The following is a 23,995-nucleotide window of genomic DNA, read 5'->3' as shown; positions in this document are numbered from 1 at the left end:
TGAGGGAGTGTTTCCCGTCTGTATTAAGAGAGGATTAATACTTCCGAGTGCTCTGAACCAAGCACAGGTTCTGTAGGAGCGGCCTTGTGTCGCGATGGGCCGCAAAGCGGCCCCGGCAATCTGTGCTGTATTCAAGATCCTGGGGCTGCTGCGCCCCGCCCATCGCGACACAAGGCCGCTCCTACAGGGCCTGTGCTTCGTTCAGCGGCCGCGTAATTGCCGGTCGGGCAGGGCAAATGCCGCAAACACTCCCAGCACCGCAACCAGCGCACTCCCCATCAGCAAATGCCGGAACGTCTCCGTCAACCGGCCCTGCGTCACCAGGTCCACCTCACCGGCTTTCAAGCTCCCCAGCAAGGGATTCCCCAGCATTTCGAACCCGCCCTGGTGCAGCAGAGTCAGCAACAGGCTGGACATGCAGGCCACGCCCATGGCCCCACCCAACGAACGGAACAGGTTGGTGGTGCTGGTGGCCACCCCGATGTCCTTGCTGTCCACCGCGCTTTGCGTGCCCACCAGCGATGTCGGGAACTGCAACCCGCAGGCAATGCCGGTCAGCAGCATGAACAATGCACTGAGCCACCCGGACTGTGGCGGGGTCAACGCCATGGCAAAAATGGCCAATGGCATCAGCAGCGCACCGGCCAGGATCTGCGGCTTGTAGCGCCCGGTCCGGCTGGTCATGCGCCCGCCGGTGAAGGCGCCCAGGGGCAGCCCCATCGCCAGCGGCAGCAGGTGCAGGGCGGCGCTGTCGGCACCGGCGCCGGTGATGCCCTGGTAGCGCAACGGCATGAGCATGGTCAGGGAAATCGACTGGAAGCTGGCGATAAAGATTACGCCCCAGCACAACACGGCTACCCGGTTGCCGAACAGGCCCAAGGGCAGCAGCGGCTCCGGGCAGCGGCGCTCATGAACGATGAACAGCGCCAGGCCCAGCACGGCGCAGGCGAACAGGGCCACTACGGCCGGGTCGACCCAGGCGTGGCCCTGGCCGACCAGGGTGATGCCCAGTAACAGGCTGCCCAGGCCGAGGATCAGCAGCACGGCGCCGAGGTAGTCCACCTGCGCCTCGCGGCGCTGCGCGGGCATGCCGCCAAGTGCCCGGTGGATCGCCCACAAGGCAACCAGCCCCAGCGGCAGGTTGATCCAGAACACCCAGCGCCATGACAGGTACTCGGTCAACCAGCCCCCCAGCACCGGCCCGGCGACACTCGCCACTGCGTACATGCTGCTGAAATAGCCTTGGTAGCGGCCGCGTTCACGCGGGGGCACGAAGTCGCCGATGATTGCCTGGCTGACCGAGACCATGCCGCCCGCGCCAATGCCCTGCAGCACGCGGGCCAGCACCAGTTGTTGCATGTCCTGGGCCAGGGCGCAGGTGATCGAGGCCAGGGTGAACAGGCTGATGCCGGTCAGGATCATCCGCCGCCGCCCGTACAGGTCACCCAGCTTGCCGTAAATCGGCACGGCCACGGTCATGGCCACCATGTAGCCGGAGATGACCCACGCCAGCAGGCCGACATCGTTGAACTGGCCGAGATCGCGGGCAGCGACACGGCGACGATGGTCTGGTCCAGTGCGCCGAGGAAGATCGCCAGCATCAGGGCGGTCAGCACGTTGCGCAGGGTGGTGGGGGGCAGGGCGGCGGTCACGGGAATACCTTGTTTGTCTGTGGCGGCCTCTTCGCGGGCAAGCCCGCTCCCACAGGTGCAGCACAACTTCGGGCCATGTGTTGTACCTGTGGGAGCGGGCTTGCCCGCGAAGAGGCCTGCGAATTGTAACCTGAGTTAGGTAGCTTCCTATGTACTATCTGCATCCCCTATGCCGAATCGGCATTGGCGCATTCATTCAGTGATGCATGGCTGCGTGATATCGTTGGTATGCCACAGGGGCTGAAATCCGGGGCTTGCACCAGCTTGGTGCAACAATATGCCGCAGGTTTTTCAGGCCGCTGTCTCCCACACCTTTTATTCCTCTGCCTGCATGTCGAGCATGACCGCCCAGATGGCGACGGTTGGAACAGGTCAGGTAGACCCGATTACAGGGGTCGGTAGTTACCGTTCAAATTTCAACTTATTTGCGGAGTGATCATGCCCAAGGCTTCCCATCAAGATCTGCGTTTTGCCTTCCGCGAACTGCTCGCTTCAGGTTCCTGTTACCACACGGCATCGGTGTTCGACCCGATGTCGGCACGCATTGCCGCAGACCTGGGCTTCGAGGTCGGCATCCTGGGCGGTTCCGTCGCTTCGTTGCAGGTACTGGCCGCGCCGGACTTCGCCCTGATTACCCTCAGCGAGTTCGTCGAGCAGGCCACCCGTATTGGCCGGGTAGCGCAATTGCCCGTGCTGGCTGATGCCGACCACGGTTATGGCAACGCGCTGAACGTGATGCGCACGGTGATCGAACTGGAGCGCGCCGGCGTGGCCGGGCTGACCATCGAGGACACCCTTCTGCCCGCCCAGTTCGGGCGCAAGTCCACCGACCTGATCCCGGTTGATGAGGGCGTCGGCAAGATTCGTGCGGCCCTGGAGGCGCGGGTCGATTCGTCGTTGTCGATCATTGCCCGCACCAACGCTGGCGTGCTCACCACCGAAGAAATCATCGTGCGCACCCAGAGCTACCAGAAGGCCGGTGCCGATGGCATCTGCATGGTGGGCGTAAAGGACTTCGAGCAGCTCGAGCAGATTGCCGAGCACCTGACGGTGCCGCTGATGCTGGTCACCTATGGCAACCCCAACCTGCATGATGATGAACGCCTGGCGCGCCTGGGCGTGCGTATCGCAGTCGATGGCCACGGCGCCTACTTCGCTGCGATCAAGGCCACTTACGATTGCCTGCGCTTGCAGCGTGGCAAGCAGAACAAGTCGGAGAACCTGAGCGCCACCGAACTCTCGCACACCTACACCCAGCCCGAGGATTACATCCGCTGGGCCAAGGAATACATGAGCGTCGAAGAGTGACCGGCAGCGCGCCGTCAACTCAACGGACGGCGCTCAAGGTTGCAGTGTGAGGCACGCAATGTGCCTGCTCGCAGCTGGCTGCGGCGCTGGGCTGGCTGCGTAGCAGCTCGGCGCGCCAGCAGGCAGAACCATACAGCCCTGCGACGGCCGTCAGGGCCATGGCAAGGGCGACTCTTCTGGATTTGATGCCCATGGTACTCACCTCCTGTTACAGCGCTAGGTGGTACCTTCCAGCTTAGGCCAATTTCAGCGTTACAGATCGCGATCCCACTCCGGTTCGTCCTTGAACCGCTGCACCAGAAAATCCAGCATGCTGCGCAAGGTCGCCGGCATGTGCTTGCGCGACGTATATACCGCATTCAGGTTCAGTGTACGCGGCTCCGCTTCGGGCAGCAGGCGCACCAGTTCGCCCCTGCGCAGGGCGTCGGCGGTCTGGTAGCTCGGCAGCATGGCGATGCCTGCGCCGGCCAGCGCCGCCTTTTGCAATGTCATCGCTTCGTTGGCGCTGATGTTTCCCGCCACCGGCACGGCGACCTGCTGGCCTGCCACCTCGAAATGCCACAGGCTGTGGCCGAAATAGGCATGGGTAAGGCAGTTGTGCCGGCTCAGATCCTCGACCTGTTGCGGTACGCCGTGCTCACGCAGGTAGGCCGGGGCCGCGCACACTACCGAACGGCACACGCTCAGGCGTCGGGCGATCAGGTTGGGGTCCAGCTCGTTGCTGGTGCGGATGGCCAGGTCGATGCGCTCATCCACCAGGTTGACGGTGCGATCGAGCATCTGCAGCTCCACCTTCACCCCAGGATAACGCCGCACATAGGCAGCCACCGCGTCCACCAGCTGCGCCTGGCCGAAAGAGGTGCTTACGCTGATGCGCAGCGCGCCTTTTGGCGCGTCATCCGGCTGCTGCACCGCAGCCTGCAGGTCGCCGGCCAGTTCCAGCAGTTGCCGGCAGCGGGGCAGGGTTTCCTGGCCGGCGGCGGTGAGGCTGAGCTTGCGAGTGGTGCGCTGCATCAGCCGCGCGCCAACCCAGTCTTCCAGCTCTGCCAGGTAACGCGACACCACAGGGCGAGACAGCTGCAGGTGGTCCGCCGCTGCCGACTGGCTGCCCAGGTCGACGACGGTGACGAAAACGCGCATGGCGTTGAGACGGTCCATGATTTGCCCGTTTTTAGAAACAAACTATGTTCAAGCATGGCATTTTTTGTCACGGATCGGGCAACTAAGCTGTTGGGCATTGTTCAACTGAAGGCCTTGCCCATGTCCCTGTTCACCCCCCTACGAGGCCTGCTACTGGCCTGCGTCACCCTGGCCGGCCCGGCGCTGGCTGCCGAACCTTTGCAACTGGACGTCTACAACCCTGGGCACGCGGCCATTTTCCCGGTCAGCTCGGTGATTGTCAGTGGCGAGCACGATGCCGTGCTGGTCGATGCCCAGTTCGGCAAGGCCCAGGCCCAGCAACTGGTGCAGCGCCTGCAGGCTGGCGGCAAACACCTGACCACCATCTACATCAGCCACGGCGACCCGGACTATTACTTTGGCCTGGACACCCTGACCCAGGCCTTCCCCGACGCCAAGGTGCTGGCCTCTGCCGCCACGGTTGCACATATCCGCCAGACCATGGACGCCAAGCTGGCGTACTGGGGGCCGCAGATGGGGGCAGACAAACCGGCGCGGCTGGTGGTGCCGCAGGTGCTCGAAGGCCAGCGCCTGACCCTGGAAGGGCAGGCCCTCGACGTCGTTGGCCTGGACGGCCCGCAGCCAGACCGCAGCTTCGTGTGGATCCCGTCCATCAAGGCGGTGGTCGGTGGTGTGGTGGTGTCCGAGAACATTCATGTGTGGATGGCCGATACTCAATCGGCCAAGTCCCATGCCGACTGGCTTGGCACCTTGGCGCACATCGAGGCGCTGGGGCCACGCACGGTTGTCCCAGGGCACTACCTGGGAGACAGCAGCCGTTCGCTGCAGGCTGTGCGCTTCACGGCAAATTACATTCGTGATTTCGATGTTGAAACCGCCAAGGCGAAAGACGCCAACGCGTTGATCGAGGCCATGAAGCAGCGTTACCCGGGCCTGGCCGATGAAAGCTCGCTGGAGCTCGGGGCCAAGGTCGCCAAGGGCGAGATGAAGTGGTAATTCCGTTCAATTGATGGAGAGTATTCCCATGAGCAAGATCGCAATCATCGGTGCCACTGGCCGCGCTGGCAGCCAGTTGCTGGAAGAAGCCCTGCGCCGTGGCCACAGCGTATTGGCCATCGCCCGCGACCCTTCGCAATTGCAGGGCCGGGAAGGGGTGACCGTCAAGGCGCTGGATGCCAAGGACAGTGCGGCCCTGCAAGCGGCGGTAACGGGTGTGGACGCCGTGTTGAGCGCGGCGCATTTCTCGACCATCGAGCCGCAGGCGATCATCGAGCCGGTCAAGCGGGCCGGGGTCAAGCGCCTGCTGGTGGTCGGCGGGGCCGGCAGCTTGTTGCTGCCGTCGGGGCACCGTGTGATCGACAGCCCGGATTTCCCGGAAGCCTACAAGGCCGAAGCCACTGCCGGGGTGCGTTTTCTGGAGACGTTGCAGCGCGAGCCAAACCTTGACTGGACCTTCCTCTCGCCGTCGGCGGAGTTTGTCGAAGGTGAGCGCAGCGGGCGTTATACGTTGGGCAAGGATCATCTGCTGATCGGTGCGGATGGCAAAAGCTCGATCACCTTTGCCGATTATGCGATTGCCATGCTCGACGAGCTGGAAAAGCCCGCGCATTCGCGCCAGCGGTTCACGGTCGGCTACTGAGTCGCTTGCTTCGTTTGCATGAATGTATCTGGTGCAGGCAGCTCGCCTGTAGGAGCGGCCTTGTGTCGCGAAAGGGTCGCGCAGCGGCCCCAGGATATCCGCCACAGTGCAATATCGCCGGGGCTGCTGCGCAGCCCTTTCGCGACACAAGGCCGCTCCTACAAGGGCTTGTGCACATCGGCGAATAGGGGGAAACGGGCCTTAGAAGCTGGCCTGTCCCTCCAGCCAATCCAACAACTCCACCAGCCCCGGCGGCAAGCTCTTGCTCTGGCTCACCAGGTAATACCCTTTCCCGGTCACCACCTTCAGCGCAAACGGCATGCACAGCCGCCCCCCGCGCAAATCATCGCCAATCAGCGACCAGTCGCCAATGGCTACGCCCGTCCCCTGCGAGGCCATGGCCATCGCCATGTCCAGCGTCTCGAAATGCTGCCTGGGCCCATGAGTGGCCAACGTCACCCCAGCGGCCTGTAGCCACAACTGCCAGTCATGTTCATCCCGCGAGGGGTGCAGCAGCATGTGCCGCGCCAGGTCTTCCACCTGCTGCAACGGTATTGGCCCCTCGCGCAGCGAGGGTGCGCACACCGGCGTGAGTTGTTCATCGAACAGCTTTCGTACATGCAGCCCGTGGTTCGGCGCATCGCCATAGACCACCGCCGCATCGAAGCCCTCGCGACTAAAATCCACCCCATGCTGCACCGTGGTGGTCAATTCGACCGGTACATCCGGGCGCAGTGCCTGCCACTCCACCAGGCGCGGCAGCAGCCAGCGCATCACGCAGGTGGGGGCTTTGAGCTGCAAGGTCGTGCTGCGTCCACCCACTTCACGCACGCCTTGCTCGATCAGCGCGAACACCTGCTGCACCCGAGGCAGCCAGTCCTGGCCTTCACGGGTCAGGCTCAGCCCGCGGGCCTGGCGCTGGAACAGGGCATAACCCAGATGCTCTTCGAGGGCGGCGATCTGGCGGCTGACGGCGCCTTGGGTGATGTGCAACTGTTGCCCTGCACGGGTGAAGTTGCAGTGCTGGGCGGTGACCAGAAAGGTGTGCAGGGCGGGCAGGGGCGGGAGGCGTTTCATCGCACTGAGCCATGATGACAAGACATGGCTAGTATGTGTTTTTTTGCATTGTGGCGATAGCCGTGGCTTGGGTCCAATAAGGGCATACTCCAACAAGATTCATGGTGAAACACGATGGCAACCTGCGGCGAAGTACTGGTCAATCTCCTTGAAGGCTATGGCGTCGACCATGTCTTCGGCATTCCCGGTGTACATACCGTTGAGCTCTACCGTGGCCTGGCGGGCTCGTCCATTCGCCACATCACCCCGCGCCACGAGCAGGGTGCCGGGTTCATGGCTGACGGCTATGCGCGCACCCGTGGCAAACCCGGGGTGTGCTTCATCATTACTGGCCCGGGCATGACCAACATCACCACTGCCATGGGCCAGGCCTATGCCGACTCGATCCCGATGCTGGTGATTTCCAGCGTGCAGTCCCGTGACCAGCTGGGCGGTGGCCGCGGCAAGCTGCACGAACTGCCCAACCAGTCGGCGCTGGTGTCGGGTGTGGCTGCGTTTTCCCACACCTTGATGAGCGCTGCAGACCTGCCACAGGTGCTGGCGCGGGCATTCGCCGTGTTCGAGAGCGCCCGGCCGCGCCCGGTGCATATCGAAATCCCGCTGGACGTGCTGGTCGAACCGGCCGACTTCCTGCTGCCGGGCCGTCCGGTGCGTGGTAGCCGGGCAGGGGCAGCGCCACAGGCCGTGGCACAGATGGCTGAGCGCCTGGCAGGTGCCAAGCGGCCGTTGATCCTGGCGGGCGGTGGTGCGTTGGCCGCGGGTGCTGCGCTGGCGCGCCTGGCCGAACACCTTCAGGCCCCGGTGGCGCTGACCATCAATGCCAAGGGTTTGCTGCCTGCCAGCCACCCGCTGCAGATCGGTTCGACCCAGTCGCTGCCGGCTACACGAGAGCTGGTGGCTGAAGCCGACGTGGTGCTGGCGATCGGTACCGAACTGGCTGAAACCGATTATGACGTGACCTTCAAGGGTGGTTTCGAGATCCCGGGCAGCCTGCTGCGCATCGACATCGACCCGGACCAGACCGTGCGTAACTACCTGCCGGAGCTGGCGCTGGTAGCCGATGCCGAACTGGCCGCCGAAGCGTTGCTTGGTGCGTTGCAGGCCCAGCCGCAACCCGTGAGCGAAAGCACTTGGGGGGTGGCGCGCGTAGCCCGCCTGCGCCAGGCACTGGCGGCAGATTGGGACCAGGCAACCTTGAGCCAGACGCGTTTGCTGAGCGCTATTCTCGAACGCCTGCCCAACGCCGTGCTGGTGGGCGATTCGACCCAACCGGTGTACACCGGCAACCTGACCCTGGACATGGACCAGCCGCGCCGCTGGTTCAACGCATCGACTGGCTACGGCACCCTGGGTTATGCGCTGCCTGCGGCAATGGGCGCCTGGCTGGGGAGTGCGGAGCAAATCGGCCAGCGTGCGCCTGCGGTGTGCCTGATTGGTGACGGCGGTTTGCAGTTCACCCTGCCGGAGCTGGCCAGTGCGGTGGAGGCGCAGGTGCCGCTGATCGTGCTGCTGTGGAATAACCAAGGGTACGAGGAGATCAAGAAGTACATGGTCAACCGGGCCATCGAGCCGGTCGGGGTCGATATCCATACCCCTGACTTCATCGGCGTTGCGCGGGCACTGGGGGCTGCCGCGGAGCATGTGGCGGATGTGGCGCAGTTGCAGGCGGCGCTGGGGCAGGCGGTGGAGCGCAAGGGGCCGACCTTGATTCAAGTTGACCAGAATCAGTGGCAAGGGACAGTTTCGGGTTGAAGTGAAGCTGTTGTCTGTACCGGCCTCTTCGCGGGCTTGCCCGCTCCCACAGGTGCTGCACATACGCTGAAAGTTGTGCTGTACCTGTGGGAGCGGGCAAGCCCGCGAAGAGGCCGGTACAGCCACCAAGAAGTTCTAGCCAGCAGTGGCTCTCAATCTGGCCACATCCCGAATCGGCGGCGCACCATACAGCCGGCTGTATTCACGGCTGAACTGCGACGGGCTTTCATACCCCACCCGATAGGCCGCCACCGCCGCCTCTAGCCCGTCGTTGAGCATCAACCGCCGCGCCTCCTGCAGGCGCAGCTGCTTCTGGTACTGCAACGGGCTCATCGAGGTTACGGCCTTGAAGCGATGGTGCAAGGTCGAAGTGCTGAGGTTGACCTCCCGGGCCAGGTCCTCGATGCGCAGGGGCAACTGATAGTTGTTGTTTAGCCAGGTAATGGCCTGGCAAACCCGGTGTGTCTGGCTGTTGGCCAAGGCAATCTCATACAGCCGGCAACCCTGCGGCCCACGCAGCAGGCGGTAGAGAATCTCGCGGCGGAACAGTGGCGCGAGCATGGCGATGTCGCGCGGGGTGTCCAGCAGGCGTAGCAGCCGCAGCAAGGCGTCGAGCAATGCGGCATCGGTCTTTTCCACATACAAACCACGGCCCGAAGGCCGGTTGGGTACCAGCATCGGCCCGCTTTCGGCGATCAGCTGGCTGATCTCGGCCGGGTCCAGGTCCATGCGCAGGCCAAGGCTTGGGTTCTCCGGGCTGGCGTCGAGCTTCACGCCGCTCAGCGGCAAGGTCACCGACACCACCATGTAGTGCAGCGGGTCGTAGGCGTACTGCTCGTCACCGAGGAACAGGGTTTTGCTGCCCTGAGCAAGGATGCACAGCGCAGGTTGGGCCAAAGTCGGCACCGAGCGCACGTTCTCGGTGTAGCGCACCAGGTACAGGTCATCGATGGCCGATGCCGGGCCATAGGGTTCGCCGGCGTAGCGGCGGATCAGCTCGGCCAGCTCCAGGCGCTGCAGTTCAAGGGGCGGGTCGATGGACGTGGCGGTGGTCATGATGGCTTTCCTCTACTGACCGACGCAGCATAGGTTTGGGCAAAGACGGGCGCTAGTCGAAAGCTGCACGTCGATTGCCTGATCCTGCCGCGCTGCAGGATCAGGCAATCGGCGAGCAGTAATGGCCTAACGCGCCGCGCGGGTGAGCCCCTAACCTTGGCAGCCTGGCTTTTCCGTCCGCCTGCTTCAAGGAGATTGTGCAATGACCCTAAAACAACCGGTCACCCATCTTGCTTTCATCCGTGCCAGCAGCGGGCGCTCGGCAGAGCTGGGCGTGCGCCTGCGCGACCTGCTCGAGCCCTCGCTGCGTGCGCCGGGTTGTCTGAGCTTCACGGTACAGCGCTCTCAGGCCGATGCGGACCTGTGGTTGCTCAGTGGCAGCTGGCAGGATCAGCAGGCGATGAGTGGCTACTTTGCCTCGCCGACCCTGGACGTGTTTGGCGAGCTGGTGCAGGCGCAGGTGGTCAGCAGCCTGGACTTGCATACCTTCGACTGAGGGTGGATGAGGTAAAGTGACGCCCTTGTTCAACCAAGCGGATAGCAACATGGCACGTAGGGAATTCACTCATTTCGAAGCGGTATCGGCGATGGTGCCGGTGGAAGGTGGCGGCTACAACGCGGCCATAGCGGTCAAGGCCCTGAGCATGGGCGGTGCGCCGCGCTTTCACAAAGTCCTCGACGGGCAGGTGTTCAAGGGCGCCGTGGCTGCTGACGAAGCGGCCACGGCCGAGCTGCAACGCCTGCAAGGCGTCAGCGAAGAGGGTGAACTGATCTGGTGATCAGGCCGGCGGGCGGGCCATCTTGAACAGGTTGCCCAGTTCGAAATAGTCCGCCGGGCCGCCACCGCGCAGGATCGGTTCGGCGGCAGCGGTATCGTAGATGCCGTTTTTAAGCAGGTGCTCGGCAATGTGCACCGCCACCACTTCACCGAGGATCAGCCAGCTGGGCACCAACTCCTGGTCGGCCCGCTTGAGCTGGACGATCTGGCTGACCTTGCACTCGAACGCCACCGGGGTTTCGCCCACGCGGGGGACGCTGACGATGCTCGACGGCGTGGCGGTGAGGCCGCTCAATTCGAACTCGCTCACCTCGGCAGCAACCGGCGCGCAGCTCTGGTTCATCTGCTCGGCCAGTGGGCGGGTGGCCAGGTTCCAGACGAATTCGCCGGTCTGCTCGATGTTGTTCAGGCTGTCTTTGCGCCCGACGCTGCAGAAACCGATGATCGGCGGGATGTAGTTGAAGGCGTTGAAGAAGCTGTAGGGCGCCAGGTTCAGGCGGCCTTCGCGGTCTTGCGAGGAAATCCAGCCGATAGGGCGTGGGCCGACGATGGCGTTGAACGGGTCGTGGGGCAGGCCGTGGCCTTTGGCAGGTTCGTAGTAATACATCTGTGCTGGGCTTGTGGGCCCTACCTCCTGGTGGACAAGGTGCCTAGTGTGCCAAGCCTGTGCTCGCCTGCAAATGATCAAGCCCGGCCGAAGCCGGGCTGGTTGCTCGCATCAGCTTTTAGCTGATGCGGTGGGCGTTGGTGCGGTCGAAGCCGTCTTCGGCAAAACGTTGGCCGCCAGTGCGGTCGAAGCCATCTTCAGTAAAGCGCTGGCCACCAGTGCGGTCGAAACCGTCTTCAGCGAAACGTTGGCCACCGGTGCGGTCAAAGCCGTCTTCGGCGTAGCTGGCGGACTGGGTTTGAGCGGCGGCAAAGGTATGAGCGTTGGTATGGTCGAAGCCATCTTCGGCGAAGGCGCCAGCTGCGAAAACCGAGAGGGCCAGGGTGAGGATCAGTTTGTTTTTCATGGTCATTGCTCCGGGGTTCGAGAAGTTGTTTGTTTCTATGGGTTTAATCCTACGCCGATTAATTTGATTAAAAAGCGCAAATAATAGCGTTTAAGAATCGAATTAATCGATGCATCTGGGCGCGCTTCGCGTGGGTCAGGCAGCGGTGTCACTCAGTCGCCGCGAGCCCTCACGTCGTCGTTCTGTCAGCCATTGCAGCTTGACGGGCGGGCATTAATGGGGCGTTAAGAGCGAAATATCTTGTTTCAAAGTCTGATCAACACTTTTTTCATACCTCACCAACCGATTTTTCAGACCTGGCTCAGCACCATCGCCGCATCTCAAACTGGAGCGGCACAACAATGAACAAACTCCCGCAAATCACCCTGGCCTTCTGGGTCATGAAGATCTGCGCTACTACCCTTGGCGAAACGGCAGGTGACTTGCTGTCGATGACGCTGAACATCGGCTATGCCCTCAGTTCGTTGATGCTGATCAGCGTGTTCCTGCTGACCTTGCTCGGCCAGCTTTACTCGCGCCGCTACCACCCGATGCTGTACTGGCTGGTGATCCTCTCCACCAGTACCGCTGGGACCACCATGTCCGACTTCATGGACCGCACCCTGGGCCTGGGTTATGCCACGGGTTCGGCCCTGCTCATCGGTATCCTGCTGCTGACCTTCCTGGTCTGGCGCCTGAGCGGCAACCCGCTGGATGTCACCCGCATCAAGAATCGCTCGGGCGAGCTGTTCTACTGGGTAGCGATCCTGTTTTCCAACACGCTTGGCACCGCCCTGGGTGATTACCTGGCCGATGATTCGGGGCTTGGTTTTGCCGGCGGCGCGCTGCTGATCGGCAGCGCCATCGCATTGGTGGTCGTGGCCCGTTACTGGACGCGCATCCCTGGCGTGGTGTTGTTCTGGGTGGCGTTCGTACTCACCCGCCCGTTTGGCGCCACCTTGGGCGATTTCCTCACCAAACCACATGAAAAGGGCGGCCTGGACTTCGGCACAATCGGTTCGTCGGCGGTGCTGGGCGGGGTGCTGCTGGTACTGGTGCTGATGGCCAGCTGGTACCAGCGCCGTGAGCCGCGTCAGGCGTTGGAGATGTCCTGAGTGTTGATGCGATAGCGGGTACTGCGGCCCCCGGCTGGCAAGCGAACCAGACAAGCCTTGTCGAGCAGGTCGGTAAGGTGGCGGGTCGCAGTGGCCTTGGAAACCTTTGCCACTGCCTGGTACTGCGTGGCGCTGATGCCTTCCTCGAAACCGCGGGGGCCGCCATCAAGCAACCTGTTGAGCACCTTGACCTGTTCGGGCAGCAAGCCATCTGCGCGATGCGCCTGCCAGAACCTGGCCTTGGCCAGTATCCGGTCGATGTTTGCCAGTGCCTGTTCGAAGCTGCGCAGCAACGTGGCAAGGAACCAGGACAACCAGCGGGTGATATCCAGATCGCCTTTCTGGCTGCTCTCCAGGACCTGATAATAGCCGGCCCTGTCTTCGAGGATGCTGGCGGACATGGCATAGAAGCGAATGGCCTGGCGCTCACCTTGAGCCAGCGCCAGGTCGGTGATCGCCCGGGTCAGTCGACCATTGCCATCGTCAAACGGATGCAGCGTGACAAACCAGAAGTGGGCAATACCGGCGCGTAGTAGCGGGTCCAGCCCGGCGATATCGAGGCTGTTGGCAAACCAGTCGAGAAACGCCGCGAGCTGTGGTTCAAGACCATCGCGCGGTGGTGCCTGGAAATGCACGGTGGGCTTGTCCAGGCGACCAGAGATCACCTGCATCGGCACTTCATCACGTAACTGGCCGACCAGCACCGCCTTGCTCAAGGTGCCTTGCTCCAACGGGAATAGCCACTGGTGCCAAGTGAACAGACGCTGCAGGGTCAGCGGTCGGTCATACCCCTTCGTTGCATCCAGCATCAGTTCCGCCAGCCCTTCACTGCGGGCACTGGTAGCGCCCTGTTCTTCCATGCCCAGCCGGCGGGCAAGAGAAGAACGGACTGAGCCCACATTCAACTGTTCACCTTCGATTGCCGAGGAAGTGACGATGTTTTGCAGCAGCGTATCCAGCATGTTCTGGCACTCGCTGAGCTCATCGACGCTGCCGATCTTGCCCAGCAGACGCCCTTGCATGTCGATGCAGTTGCGCAGGAGTGGGGCGATGGCTTCGTTTTGCCATGTGAATTGGGGCCAGGCAGGCTGCTGCCAGATCCACAAAGGGCTGTTCATAATTGTGCCGATTCATCCTGTGAGCCGAATAAGCCGGCTATTCGGCTCATTGAGTGAGCCGAATAATAGCGTTATTCGGCTCAACCTGTGAGCCGAATAGCTCCATCAATCGGCTCACAGGTTGTCGAGAGTCATGAAAAAGGGGCGCCCCATGCAATGGAGCGCCCCTTTCAATATTGCCCGGCCAGCGTCAATCAGTGGTAATCCGCGAGTGCTGCTTGGTGTCCTTCATGGTCGCGTAAACCAGCAGCGAACAGGCGATGCAGGCGGTGACGTACCAGTAGTAGCCGCTCTCCATGCCAGCGCTCTTGAACCACAGTGCCACGTATTCGGCGGTGCCGCCGAAGATCGACACGGTCAGGGCGTACGGCAGGCCCACACCCAGGGCGCGGATTTCTGTTGGGAACAGCTCTGCCTTGACCACGGCGTTGATCGAGGTGTAGCCGCTGACGATGATCAGCGCCGCCATGATCAGGAAGAACGCGCCCCACCAGGTCTCGATGGTGTGCAGGGTGCTGAGGATCGGTACGGTGAACAGGGTACCGAGCACACCGAAGGCGATCAGGATCGGGCGTCGGCCGATCTTGTCGGACAGGCCGCCGATCACCGGCTGCAAGCACATGAACAGGAACAGCGTGGCGGCCGAGATGGTGGTCGAGTCGCTGATGCTCATGCCCACGGTGTTGACCAGGTACTTCTGCATGTAGGTGGTGTAGGTGTAGAAGGCCAGGGTGCCGCCCATGGTCAGGCCGACCACGGTCATCAGTTCCTTGGGGTGGCGCAGCAGGGTGCGCATCAGGCTTTCCTTGGCCTTTTCCTTCTTGGTGAACGAGGCGGTTTCTTCCATGCCGCGACGCAGGTACAGGGCAACCACGGCGCACAGCGCACCGATCACGAACGGCACGCGCCAGCCCCAGGAATACAGCTGCTCTGTGGTCAGGGTCTGCTGCAGGACGATCAGTACCGCCAGGGCGATGAGCTGGCCGGAGATCAGGGTCACGTACTGGAAGCTGGAGAAGAAGCCACGGCGTTCCTTGCTGGCCATTTCGCTGAGGTAGGTGGCCGAGGTGCCGTATTCGCCACCCACCGACAGGCCTTGTAGCAGGCGTGCGATGACCAGCAGGACCGGAGCGGCAACGCCGATGGTTTCATAGCCCGGGGTCAGGGCAATGACCAGCGAGCCGGCGCACATCAGCAGTACCGAAGCCATCAGCGCGGCCTTGCGGCCTTTGCGGTCGGCGTACAGGCCCATCAGCCAGCCACCGATCGGGCGCATGAGGAAGCCCACGGCGAAGATCGCAGCGGTGTTGAGCAATTGTGCGGTGGAGTCACCGGCCGGGAAGAAGGCCTTGGCGAAGTACAGCGAGAATGCGGCGTAGACGTACCAGTCGTACCATTCGACCATGTTGCCGATGGACCCGCTGAAGATCGACTTCAAACGGCTGGCGGTGGTTTTTTCTGCGGCAGGCGCAGTGGCCGCCCCAGCGGGCAGGGAGGTGGCGTTATCCATCAGGGATACCTTCTCGTTGTTTTTGTGGAGCGCGCCGTGGCGCAGCTTGCCAAGGCAATTGCAGAAGGTGTGCCAAATGGGTGCGGCGTGATTCATTTGAGGGCGCCGCATGCCCCAAAACCCGCGATATAGCAGCTTTACATCGCCCCTTGTAGGAGCGGCCTTGTGTCGCGATGGGCTGCAAAGCAGCCCCAAAATCTTGAGTGATAAGCGAATTCTCGCCTATCAATCCATGCCCATAAGCGGATTTCCGCTCATTCGCGCCCGACAAAATCCTCGCGCACCAACCCATGCCGCTGCATCTTTTCGTTAAGCGTGCGCCGAGGCAGCTGCAACGCCTCCATCACCGCGCTGATAGCCCCGCCATGCTGACGCAGCGCCGCGCGCAAGCATTGCGCTTCGAACGCTTCCATCTGTTCGCCCAGCGACTGCCCCGCAGGTGCCGCTTCGATGTTCGGCGAACTCAGCCCCAATGCATGCCGTTCTGCCGCATTGGCCAGCTCACGCACGTTGCCCGGCCAGTCATGGGACAGCAGCTGTGCCAGTTGTACACCCGACAGCAGCGGGGCGGCGCGGCCAAGCTTTTCGCCAGCAGCGCGGGCAAAGTGCTCGAACAGCAAGGGAATGTCCTCACGCCGCTCACGCAGCGGCGCCAAGCGCAGCTCGGCCACATTCAGGCGATACGCAAGGTCTTCGCGAAAGCGCCCGGCGCGGGCTTCTTCGAGCAGGTCGGGCTTGGTCGCGGCAATGACACGCAGGTCGACGCTGATGCTCTGGTTCGCACCCAGGCGCTCCAGCTTCTGCTCCTGGATCACGCGCAACAGCTTGGCCTGTTGCGCCAGCGGCATGCTCTCGATTTCGTCGAGAAACACCGTGCCACCGTTGGCGTACTCCAGCTTGCCAATGCGCTTCCCCTGGGCGCCGGTGAAGGCGCCGCTTTCATGGCCGAACAGCTCGGCCTCGAACAGCGCCTCAGGGATGGCCGCGCAGTTGAGCGCGACGAAGGGTTTGCCGGCGCGCGGCCCAAAATCGTGCAGGCAGCGGGCCACGCGTTCCTTGCCGCTGCCGGTTTCGCCACGGATCAGCACGTTGACCGGCAGGCTGGCCAGCTCCAGTACTTGTCGGCGCAGCTGTTGCAGGCCCTGTGACATGCCCAGCAAGGTGCCTTCCAGGCGGGACTTGAGATCTGCCTGTTCGTGCAGCCGGCGGTTTTCCAGCACCAGTTGGCGCTTTTCCAGGGCACGGCGCAGGCTGCCCAGCAGGTGCTGCGGGGTGAAGGGCTTTTCGAGGAAGTCGTAGGCGCCACTGCGCATGGCCTCCACTGCCATGGGGACGTCGCCGTGGCCGGTCAGCAAGATCACTGGCAAGTCGGGGTCGTCCACCTGCAGGCGTTCGAGCAGTTGCAGGCCATCCATGCCCGGCATGCGCACATCGCTGATGATTACCCCGGGAAAGTGCTGCGGCAGGTGCGCCAGGCACTCTTCGGCACGCGCGAACAGTTGCACACTGAAGCCGGACAGGCTCAGCCATTGCTCGACCGCCGTGCGGATACTGGCTTCATCATCGACGACGATCACTGAATTCAACATACAGGCTCCAGGTCACGGGGCAGGGTAAGGCTCAAGCGTGCACCACCGGGCAGGTTTTCGGCCTGCAGCTGGCCACCGGCCTCGTGGACGATGCCATAGGAAATGGCCAGGCCCAGGCCCAGGCCTTCGCCCACCGGTTTGGTGGTGAAGAACGGGTCGAAGACCTTGGCCAGGTTGGCCTCGGCAATGCCGCCACCCGAATCCAGCACACTCAGGCGCCACTGCTCGCCGTCGAGTTCGATGCGGACCTCCAGGCGTTTGTAGCGCTTGTCGGCCATGGCGTCGAGGGCATTGCGCAACAGGTTGATCAGCACTTGCTCAAGGCGAATGGCATCGCCGCGTACCCAGGCCGGGCGCGCCAGGTACAGGGCAACCTCTACCTCTTCGCTGCGAATGCGGGTTTCCAGCAGGTGCAGGGCCTGGTCGACCACGGTGGCCAGGTCGAGGCGCTCGCGCAGGCCGACCGGGCTGTTGCGGGCAAAGGTTTTCAGGTGGCTGGTGAGCGCGGCCATGCGTGTCAGCATCTGCTCCAGTGGCTCCAAGGCCTGGCGCGCTTCGTCATGGCGGCCATGGTCGAGCAGCAGGCGCAGGGTTTCCAGTTGCATGCGCTGGGTGGTCAGCGGCTGGTTGATTTCGTGGGCCATGGCTGCCGACATCTGCCCGAGCGCCGCCAGCTTGGCGGATTGCACCAGGCCCTCTTGAGCGGTACGCAGCTCGCGGGTGCGTTCCTCGACCTGGCGCTTGAGCTCTTCGCGGCTGCGCTGGCGCAGGCGCGCCAGGCGCAGCCGCTGGCTGACGAACAGCGCGGCGAACACCAGGCTCAGCCACACGGCGGCGGCGCCCAAGGCGGCATTGCGGCCGTCGGCAGTGACCTGCGGTTTGCGCAGGAGGTGCAAGGTCCAGTCTTCGCCCTCCAGTGGCAGGCTTTCCCACAAATACTCGGTACTGCCTTCCGGGCCTTGCACGCGGCTTAGGGTGCTGTTGGCGGCAAAACGGGTCAGCGCCTGGTGCTGCAGGGGCACCAGTGGCTGCTTGTCGTACTGGCGGGTTTCTGCGAGCTCGGCACGGTCGGCACCACTGAGCGGTTGCAGCTCGCGGTAGCGCCAGCCGTCCTGGTTGGAGATGAAGGTGATGCCGCGGGCGTCGCTCACCAGCAGGATGTCGCTGCCCTGGCGCCACTCGCGTTCCAGTTCGGGGAACTCCAGCTTCACCACCATGGCACCAAGGAAGCGGCCATGCTCGTCGTTCACCGCGCTGGCGAGGAAGTAGCCCGGCACGCCACTGGTCACGCCCACGGCATAAAAGCGGCCACTGCCCTGGCTGCGGGTTTGCTTGAAGTAGGGCCTGAAGCCGTAGTTGGAACCGACGTAGCTGCTGGGCAGCCGCCAGTTGCTGGCGGCGATGGCCAGGCCGGTGCGGTCGAGCAGTTCGAGGGTGGAGGAGTTCGCGGCGCCGTTGATGCGCTCAAGCTTGCGGTTCAGGGCGTCCTGCACCTGTTCGCTGACCGGGTCGCGCAGGGCGGCGATCAGCTCCGGGTCCAGTGCCAGCACGGCAGGCAGGGCGCGGTAGCGGTCGATCAGAGTGTGCAGGGTATTGGCGTACAGGCCCAACTGCTGGCTGGCACGCTGGGCGTCGTCTTCCATGGCCTGGCGCTTGGCCTGGTGCATGGCCCAACCGGCACTGAGGACGGTACCCAGCACGATCAGCAGGGTGATCAGCCCCAGACGCAGGGCGCGAAAGGAAAAGGGCATTGGGGCGGATCCGGTAATGGGATATCGGGCCCGGCCCCTTCGCGGGCTTGCCCGCTCCCACAGGATACTCACAGCCCGATGGAGCTGTGCAGTACCTGTGGGAGCGGGCAAGCCCGCGAAAGGGCCGGTACAGGCTACCTTTCAGTTACAGCAGTTCGAAGCTCTGCTGCTGCACCGCCTGGGAATCCAGCCCGACCTGGACATTGAATTCCCCTGGTTCGGCAACCCGTTGTAGCTGGCCATTGTAGAACTTCAGGTCTTCTTCGCTGATGCGGAAGGTCAAGGTGCGCGACTCGCCCGGCTTGAGCATCAGCTTCTGGAAGTTCTTCAGTTCCTTGACCGGGCGGCTCATCGACGCCGACACGTCTTGCAGGTACAGCTGTACCACGGTCTCGCCGGCTACCTTGCCGGTATTCGCCACCGTCACCTTGGCCTCCAGTGTGTCGCCGCGCTTGAGGTCCTTGTTCGACAGCGTCAGGCCCGACAGCTCGAAGCTGCTGTAGCTCAGGCCATAGCCGAACGGGTACAGCGGGCCGTTGGGCTCTTCAAAGTACTGCGAGGTGTAGTTGCCCGGCTTGCCAGGGGTGAACGGCCGACCGATGCGGGTGTGGTTGTAGTACATCGGGATCTGCCCGACCGAGCGCGGGAAGGTGATGGCCAGCTTGCCGGACGGGTTGTAGTCGCCAAACAGCACGTCGGCAATGGCATTACCGCCCTCGGTACCGGCGAACCAGGTTTCGAGGATGGCGTCGGCCTGCTCGCGTTCCCAGCTGATCGACAGCGGCCGGCCGTTCATCAGCACCAGCACCAGCGGTTTGCCGGTGGCCTTGAGGGCCTTGATCAGCTCGCGCTGGCTGGCCGGGATTTCCAGGGTGGTACGGCTCGACGACTCGTGGGACATGCCGCGGGACTCGCCGACCACGGCCACCACTACATCGGATTGCCTGGCCGCCTTGACCGCTTCATCGATCAGCACCGCAGGCGGGCGCGGGTCGTCGACGATTTCCGGGGCATCGAAGTTGAGGAAGTTCAGGTAATCGAGAATTGCCTTGTCGCCCGTGACGTTGGAGCCTTTGGCGTAGACCAGCTTGGCCTTGCCTTCCACGGCGCGGCGCAGCCCTTCGCGCACAGTCACCGAATGCTCGGGTTTTCCGTCGGCGGCCCAGCTGCCCATCATGTCGATCGGCGCATCGGCCAGCGGGCCGACCAGGGCGATGGTGCCGCCCTTTTTCAGCGGCAGGGTCTGGTTGCGGTTTTCCAGCAGTACCAGGCTGCGGCGTGCCACGTCACGCGCAGCTTCGCGGTGCAGGCGGTCGTTGCCGTAATAGTCTTTCAGGTCAGTTTCGGCTTTGCCGATGCGCACGTACGGGTCCTTGAACAGGCCCATGTCGTACTTGGCGCCGAGCACTTCGCGTACTGCCTGGTCCAGTTCGCCCTGGGTCACTTCGCCGGACTTCAGCAGGCCTGGCAGCTCTTCGCCGTACAGGGTGTCGTTCATGCTCATGTCGATGCCGGCCTTGATCGCCAGCTTGGCCGCTTCACGGCCGTCGCGGGCGACGCCATGACGGATCAGCTCCTGGATGGCGCCGTGGTCGCTGATGGTCACGCCCTTGAAGCCCCACTCCTTGCGCAGCAGGTCGTTCATCAGCCAGGTATTGGAGGTGGCCGGCACACCGTTGATCGAGTTCAGCGCCACCATCACCCCGCCAGCACCGGCGTCGAGCGCGGCGCGGTAGGGCGGCAGGTAGTCGTTGTACATTTTCGGCAGGCTCATATCGACCGTGTTGTAGTCGCGCCCGCCTTCCACTGCACCATACAGGGCGAAGTGCTTGACGATGGCCATGATGCTGTCGGGGTTGGCCGGGCTGCTGCCCTGGAACGAGCGCACCATCACCTGGCCGATCCTCGACGTCAGGTAGGTGTCCTCGCCAAAGCCTTCACTGGTGCGGCCCCAGCGCGGATCGCGGGCGATATCGACCATCGGTGCAAAGGTCATGTCCAGGGCGTCGGCCGAGGCTTCGATGGCGGCCGTGCGGCCGACCTTGGCGACGGCGTCCATGTCCCAGGTGGCGGCCATGCCCAGGCCGATCGGGAAAATGGTGCGTTCGCCGTGAATGGTGTCGTAGGCGAAGAACATCGGGATCTTCAGGCGGCTGCGCATGGCCGCATCCTGCATCGGGCGGTTTTCGGGCGCGGTGCGCGAGTTGAAGGTACCACCGATGCGGCCTGCGGCGATTTCCTCGCGGATCTTTTCGTGAGGCATTTCCGGGCCGATGCTGATCAGGCGCAACTGGCCGATTTTCTCGGCTTCGGTCATCTGGCTGATCAGGTGCTCGATGAACGCCTGCTTGTCCTGCAGGGGCGGGGCATAGGGGGCGGCAAGGGCCGCCTGACTGGCAAGGCCCATGGCCAGGCCCAGCAAAGACAATTTCATCATCAATTCCGTTGTGGGGCCTCTGCCGTATCCAGGGTGATACGCGCGCGGCCGAGTTTTTCAGGCGGCTATTGTTGTACGATTCGCAGGCTTACGTTCCAGCAGCGGATTATGCCTGAATATGTCGGCTGCGGATGAAGCCCCGAGTGCCGGGACAACAACTATAAGAACGCTCAAGAGACCGACGGCATGACCCCCTTCGACGAGTACCATCAACGGCAGATTGCCGAAGCCATTGCGCGTGCCGAACGGCGCACCGATGCCGAACTGGTGACGGTGCTGGCCCGCCGCGCCGACGATTACGCCTATTGGCCGCTGCTGTGGGCCGCCGTGCTGGCGCTGGTGGTGCCGGGCCTGTTGCATTGGCTGCTGGGTTGGCCCAGCGTGCGGGGCTTGCTGGTGGCCAACGTGCTGCTGTTTGTCGGCTTGTGCCTGCTGCTGCGCAACCCGCGCCTGGCCGGCTGGCTGATCCCCCGTGCCCTGCGTCGCTGGCGCGCTTCACGGCTGGCCCGCCAGCAGTTTCGCGAGCAGAACCTGCAGCGCACCGCAGGCGCTACGGGTGTGCTGATTTTTGTCAGCGAGGCGGAGCGGCATGTGGAGATCCTGGTCGACCGGGGTATCGAGCACTGCCTGGATGCCGAAGCCCGCGCAGCGATCGGTGCCCGCCTTGCCGAACAGGTGCGCCAAGGCCGGACCTTGCAGGGCTTTGTCGAGTGCATCGAGGCGTGTGGCGAGCTGCTTAGCCAGCACGTGCCGCCAACCCATGCGCGTAACGAGCTGCCCAACCGCTTGGTAATCCTCGACTGACCAGCGGCTCACGGATTCAACTCCCTCCCACAGGGTGTAGAATGCGCTTCCCGCTATTCGAGGCACCGTTTCTCCATGTCCGCCAGTACTTCCGCCCCTTCCGCGCCGGATGCGCGCGCTCAGTTTCTCGACCTGCTGAACGCCGCCCTGCACGGCGATACCTTGGTCAAACTGGTGCTGGCGCGCCATGTCGGTGCCGATCAGACCTTGCAACGGATCATCGCCAAGCCGCTGCAGGTCAAGGGCCAGCCGTGCCTGTCGCTGGTCTACCGCCACCAGATCCGCGACATCACCCGCAACCTGCCGCTGGACCAGGCCCAGGCGCTGGTTGCCGAACTGCTGCCCGACACCTTCCGCAACGCCCACCTGTTCGATGCTGATGGCGAAGTGCAATTGACCTTCAGCAAGAAGGGCAAGCCGATGCTGCAGCGCCACGGCGCGCAGGCACCGCGTGAGGTTACTGCCAGCAGCGGCCATGACCGCGAGAAGAAGCGTTACCTGGAGTTGTCGCGCCCGTTCCTGCGTGATCTGGGCGTCACCGATGCACAAGGCGCGTTGATTCCGTCGATGTCGCGCAAGTGGAAGCAGATCAACAAGTTCATCGAGGTCTTCGACCACGCCCTGGCCAACGCCCCGGTGCCGGCCGGGCAGGCACTGCGGGTGGCCGACTTTGGCTCGGGCAAGGGCTACCTGACCTTCGCCATGCACGACTACCTGAGCAACAGCCTGGGCCGTGACGCACAGGTGACAGGTGTGGAATTGCGCCAGGACATGGTCGACCTGTGCAACACCGCTGCTGCACGGCTGGAGCACCCGGGCCTGGAATTCCAGTGTGGTGACGTGCGCAGCGTGGTGCCGGAGGCCATCGAGGTGATGATTGCCTTGCATGCCTGTGACATCGCCACCGACTACGCCATCCATACCGGCATCCGCTGCAACGCCGCGATCATCATGTGCTCGCCGTGCTGCCACAAACAGATCCGCCCGCAACTGCACAGCCCGGGGCTGCTGCAACCCATGCTGCAGTACGGCCTGCACCTGGGCCAGCAGGCCGAAATGCTGACCGACAGCCTGCGCGCGCTGTACCTGGAAGCCTGCGGTTACGAGACCAAGGTGTTCGAGTTCATCTCGCTGGAACACACCAACAAGAACAAGATGATTCTTGCGGTGAAGCGGCAGAAGGCGGGGGACAACGGGGCGTTGCTGGAGAAGATTGGCCAGCTGAAGGCGTTTTATGGGGTGCAGGAGCATTGCCTGGAGACGTTGCTGCGGGCGGATGGGTTGCTCTGACGGCTGCACGTCGGATCTGTTTGAGACGCACACTGGGTATGAGTCTCGGATTGGTGTAGGGGATTTCCTATTCACGCTTTACCGCGATTTCTTTCATCAGCCTTTCTGTAGTGTGGCGTGCACGCTTGTCGAGAGTTTTGGTTGTCATTTGACAACTCTCGAGTTGCGGGCTCACACTGGAGAAAGCTGATGGCACGCCCCTGTCACGCCAAGAAAGAGGTCGAGCAGGCCTTGAGGCACGCCGAGTGAAAGGGTTGGAAAATCGCAGTGGGTGGTGGGCACTGCTGGGACAAGATGTATTGCCCCCTCAATGATGCCGATTGTCTGTGCGGGGAATTCTGCATTGTCAGCGTATGGAGCACGCCGAAGAGTGCTGGCAATTTTGCGCGACAGCTACGGCGTGTGGTCGACAACTGTTCGGGCAGCCTGAAGGCATCTCCCGCGCCGAATGCTGGGAAGGAGTAATCGCAATGGAGTACGAGTTCACCCTGAAGTATCAATTGGGCGAAAACGAAGATACCGATGTGCTATTGGAGCGTCTGGCTGAAGGCGGGTGTGATGATGCGTTGGTTGGCGTAGGTCAGCCGGGACGATTGGCACTGGCATTTATCCGCGAATCTACCTCTGCAAAAGAGGCTATCGAGAGCGCGCTCGATGACGTTGAAAGGATCGTTCCGGGGGCTCGCCTGATCGAAGCGACGCCCGATCTCGTAGGGCTTACCGATGCGGCTGAGATCATCGGCGTGTCTCGGCAAAACATGCGGAAATTGATGCTGGCGCATTCAATCAGCTTCCCTGCACCCGTTCACGATGGCAGTACTTCTCTCTGGCACCTTGCCGACATTTTGCTCTGGTTGCAGGAGCGAGGCAGCTACTCGATTGCTCAGGGCACCTTGGAGCTGGCTCGCATAGCGATGGCTGTCAATGTTTCCAGTTCATACAAGCGCGTCTTCGGCGAGCCTGGCTTGGCCCAGTGAGCTTGGGCTA

20 protein-coding genes and 1 pseudogene are annotated in these 23,995 nt (G+C 63.0%); 10 read left to right on the top strand and 11 right to left on the bottom strand.

Features of this window, described 5'->3' with window-relative positions; translation table 11 throughout:
* Window positions 1-201: 201 nt before the first annotated feature.
* Window positions 202-1,652, bottom strand: a pseudogene (locus tag AK81_RS06815) (MDR family MFS transporter).
* A gap of 438 nt (window positions 1,653-2,090) precedes the next feature.
* Here AK81_RS06815 and AK81_RS06810 point away from each other — a divergent pair.
* Window positions 2,091-2,960 (top strand): isocitrate lyase/PEP mutase family protein, encoded by an 870-nt coding sequence (locus AK81_RS06810; RefSeq protein WP_043197755.1) that lies wholly within the window; start codon window positions 2,091-2,093, stop codon window positions 2,958-2,960.
* A gap of 252 nt (window positions 2,961-3,212) precedes the next feature.
* Here the strand turns inward: AK81_RS06810 and AK81_RS06805 are convergent, their stop codons facing one another.
* Window positions 3,213-4,118 (bottom strand): LysR family transcriptional regulator, encoded by a 906-nt coding sequence (locus AK81_RS06805; RefSeq protein WP_043197754.1) that lies wholly within the window; start codon window positions 4,116-4,118, stop codon window positions 3,213-3,215.
* A 102-nt stretch (window positions 4,119-4,220) separates the two neighbouring features.
* On the opposite strand from AK81_RS06805, the gene AK81_RS06800 reads away from it, so the two are divergent.
* On the top strand, window positions 4,221-5,096 hold the full coding sequence (locus tag AK81_RS06800; RefSeq protein WP_043197753.1) for an MBL fold metallo-hydrolase: 876 nt from the start codon (window positions 4,221-4,223) through the stop codon (window positions 5,094-5,096).
* A 28-nt stretch (window positions 5,097-5,124) separates the two neighbouring features.
* Window positions 5,125-5,739: an NAD(P)-dependent oxidoreductase gene (locus tag AK81_RS06795; protein ID WP_043197751.1), complete on the top strand. Its 615-nt coding sequence runs from the start codon at window positions 5,125-5,127 to the stop codon at window positions 5,737-5,739.
* 201 nt (window positions 5,740-5,940) lie between these two features.
* Here the strand turns inward: AK81_RS06795 and AK81_RS06790 are convergent, their stop codons facing one another.
* Window positions 5,941-6,816, bottom strand: coding sequence for a LysR substrate-binding domain-containing protein (locus AK81_RS06790; RefSeq protein WP_043197748.1), 876 nt, complete (start codon window positions 6,814-6,816; stop codon window positions 5,941-5,943).
* Window positions 6,817-6,930: 114 nt separating this feature from the next.
* On the opposite strand from AK81_RS06790, the gene AK81_RS06785 reads away from it, so the two are divergent.
* A complete protein-coding gene (locus tag AK81_RS06785) occupies window positions 6,931-8,568 on the top strand; it encodes a 5-guanidino-2-oxopentanoate decarboxylase (RefSeq protein ID WP_043197746.1) in 1,638 nt (545 codons plus the stop codon).
* A 135-nt stretch (window positions 8,569-8,703) separates the two neighbouring features.
* Here the strand turns inward: AK81_RS06785 and AK81_RS06780 are convergent, their stop codons facing one another.
* Window positions 8,704-9,624, bottom strand: a complete 921-nt coding sequence (locus tag AK81_RS06780; RefSeq protein ID WP_043197744.1) for an AraC family transcriptional regulator — start codon at window positions 9,622-9,624, stop codon at window positions 8,704-8,706.
* Window positions 9,625-9,826: 202 nt separating this feature from the next.
* Between AK81_RS06780 and AK81_RS06775 the strand changes: the two genes are divergently transcribed.
* Window positions 9,827-10,120 (top strand): putative quinol monooxygenase, encoded by a 294-nt coding sequence (locus AK81_RS06775; protein ID WP_043197742.1) that lies wholly within the window; start codon window positions 9,827-9,829, stop codon window positions 10,118-10,120.
* Between the two features lie 16 nt (window positions 10,121-10,136).
* Window positions 10,137-10,403, top strand: a complete 267-nt coding sequence (locus AK81_RS06770; protein ID WP_043197741.1) for a hypothetical protein — start codon at window positions 10,137-10,139, stop codon at window positions 10,401-10,403.
* Here AK81_RS06770 and AK81_RS06765 read toward each other — a convergent pair whose 3' ends face one another.
* Both AK81_RS06765 and AK81_RS06760 read right to left on the bottom strand, forming a co-directional pair.
* A complete protein-coding gene (locus AK81_RS06765; RefSeq protein ID WP_043197739.1) occupies window positions 10,404-11,009 on the bottom strand; it encodes a flavin reductase family protein in 606 nt (201 codons plus the stop codon).
* A 118-nt stretch (window positions 11,010-11,127) separates the two neighbouring features.
* Complete coding sequence (locus AK81_RS06760; RefSeq protein ID WP_043197737.1) at window positions 11,128-11,415, bottom strand: hypothetical protein; 288 nt, start codon at window positions 11,413-11,415, stop codon at window positions 11,128-11,130.
* A gap of 341 nt (window positions 11,416-11,756) precedes the next feature.
* Between AK81_RS06760 and AK81_RS06755 the strand changes: the two genes are divergently transcribed.
* Window positions 11,757-12,509 (top strand): COG4705 family protein, encoded by a 753-nt coding sequence (locus AK81_RS06755; RefSeq protein WP_043197735.1) that lies wholly within the window; start codon window positions 11,757-11,759, stop codon window positions 12,507-12,509.
* Here the strand turns inward: AK81_RS06755 and AK81_RS06750 are convergent.
* From AK81_RS06750 to bglX, 5 genes are all read right to left on the bottom strand, one after another.
* The gene (locus AK81_RS06750; RefSeq protein ID WP_043197734.1) at window positions 12,488-13,627 is read right to left on the bottom strand and encodes a Fic family protein; all 1,140 of its coding nucleotides are present in this window, start codon (window positions 13,625-13,627) and stop codon (window positions 12,488-12,490) included. The genes AK81_RS06755 and AK81_RS06750 overlap by 22 nt on opposite strands.
* 190 nt (window positions 13,628-13,817) lie before the next feature.
* On the bottom strand, window positions 13,818-15,137 hold the full coding sequence (locus AK81_RS06745) for an MFS transporter (RefSeq protein ID WP_043197789.1): 1,320 nt from the start codon (window positions 15,135-15,137) through the stop codon (window positions 13,818-13,820).
* Between the two features lie 254 nt (window positions 15,138-15,391).
* Entirely contained in the window at window positions 15,392-16,726 is a 1,335-nt protein-coding gene (locus AK81_RS06740) for a sigma-54-dependent transcriptional regulator (RefSeq protein WP_043197730.1), read from the bottom strand.
* Window positions 16,720-18,477 carry a sensor histidine kinase gene (locus AK81_RS06735; protein WP_043197727.1) on the bottom strand — a complete coding sequence of 586 codons (1,758 nt, stop codon included), beginning with the start codon at window positions 18,475-18,477 and terminating at the stop codon, window positions 16,720-16,722. The genes AK81_RS06740 and AK81_RS06735 overlap by 7 nt, the downstream gene beginning before the upstream one ends.
* Window positions 18,478-18,622: 145 nt before the next feature.
* Window positions 18,623-20,914, bottom strand: a complete 2,292-nt coding sequence (gene bglX, locus AK81_RS06730) for a beta-glucosidase BglX (protein ID WP_043197724.1) — start codon at window positions 20,912-20,914, stop codon at window positions 18,623-18,625.
* 186 nt (window positions 20,915-21,100) lie between these two features.
* Between bglX and AK81_RS06725 the strand changes: the two genes are divergently transcribed.
* The 3 genes from AK81_RS06725 to AK81_RS06715 all read left to right on the top strand — a co-directional run bounded on the left by AK81_RS06725 (window position 21,101) and on the right by AK81_RS06715 (window position 23,985).
* On the top strand, window positions 21,101-21,718 hold the full coding sequence (locus AK81_RS06725) for a TPM domain-containing protein (protein WP_043197722.1): 618 nt from the start codon (window positions 21,101-21,103) through the stop codon (window positions 21,716-21,718).
* Between the two features lie 75 nt (window positions 21,719-21,793).
* Entirely contained in the window at window positions 21,794-23,008 is a 1,215-nt protein-coding gene (locus tag AK81_RS06720) for a class I SAM-dependent methyltransferase (RefSeq protein WP_043197720.1), read from the top strand.
* A 470-nt stretch (window positions 23,009-23,478) separates the two neighbouring features.
* Window positions 23,479-23,985, top strand: a complete 507-nt coding sequence (locus AK81_RS06715; protein ID WP_043197717.1) for a helix-turn-helix transcriptional regulator — start codon at window positions 23,479-23,481, stop codon at window positions 23,983-23,985.
* Window positions 23,986-23,995: the final 10 nt, after the last annotated feature.

Origin of the sequence: Pseudomonas putida W15Oct28 (assembly GCF_000708715.2) — a bacterium.
Lineage (GTDB): Bacteria > Pseudomonadota > Gammaproteobacteria > Pseudomonadales > Pseudomonadaceae > Aquipseudomonas > Aquipseudomonas putida_R.
Note: the sequence above shows the minus strand (reverse complement) of the source record. Positions and strands in the feature narration are given on the sequence as shown.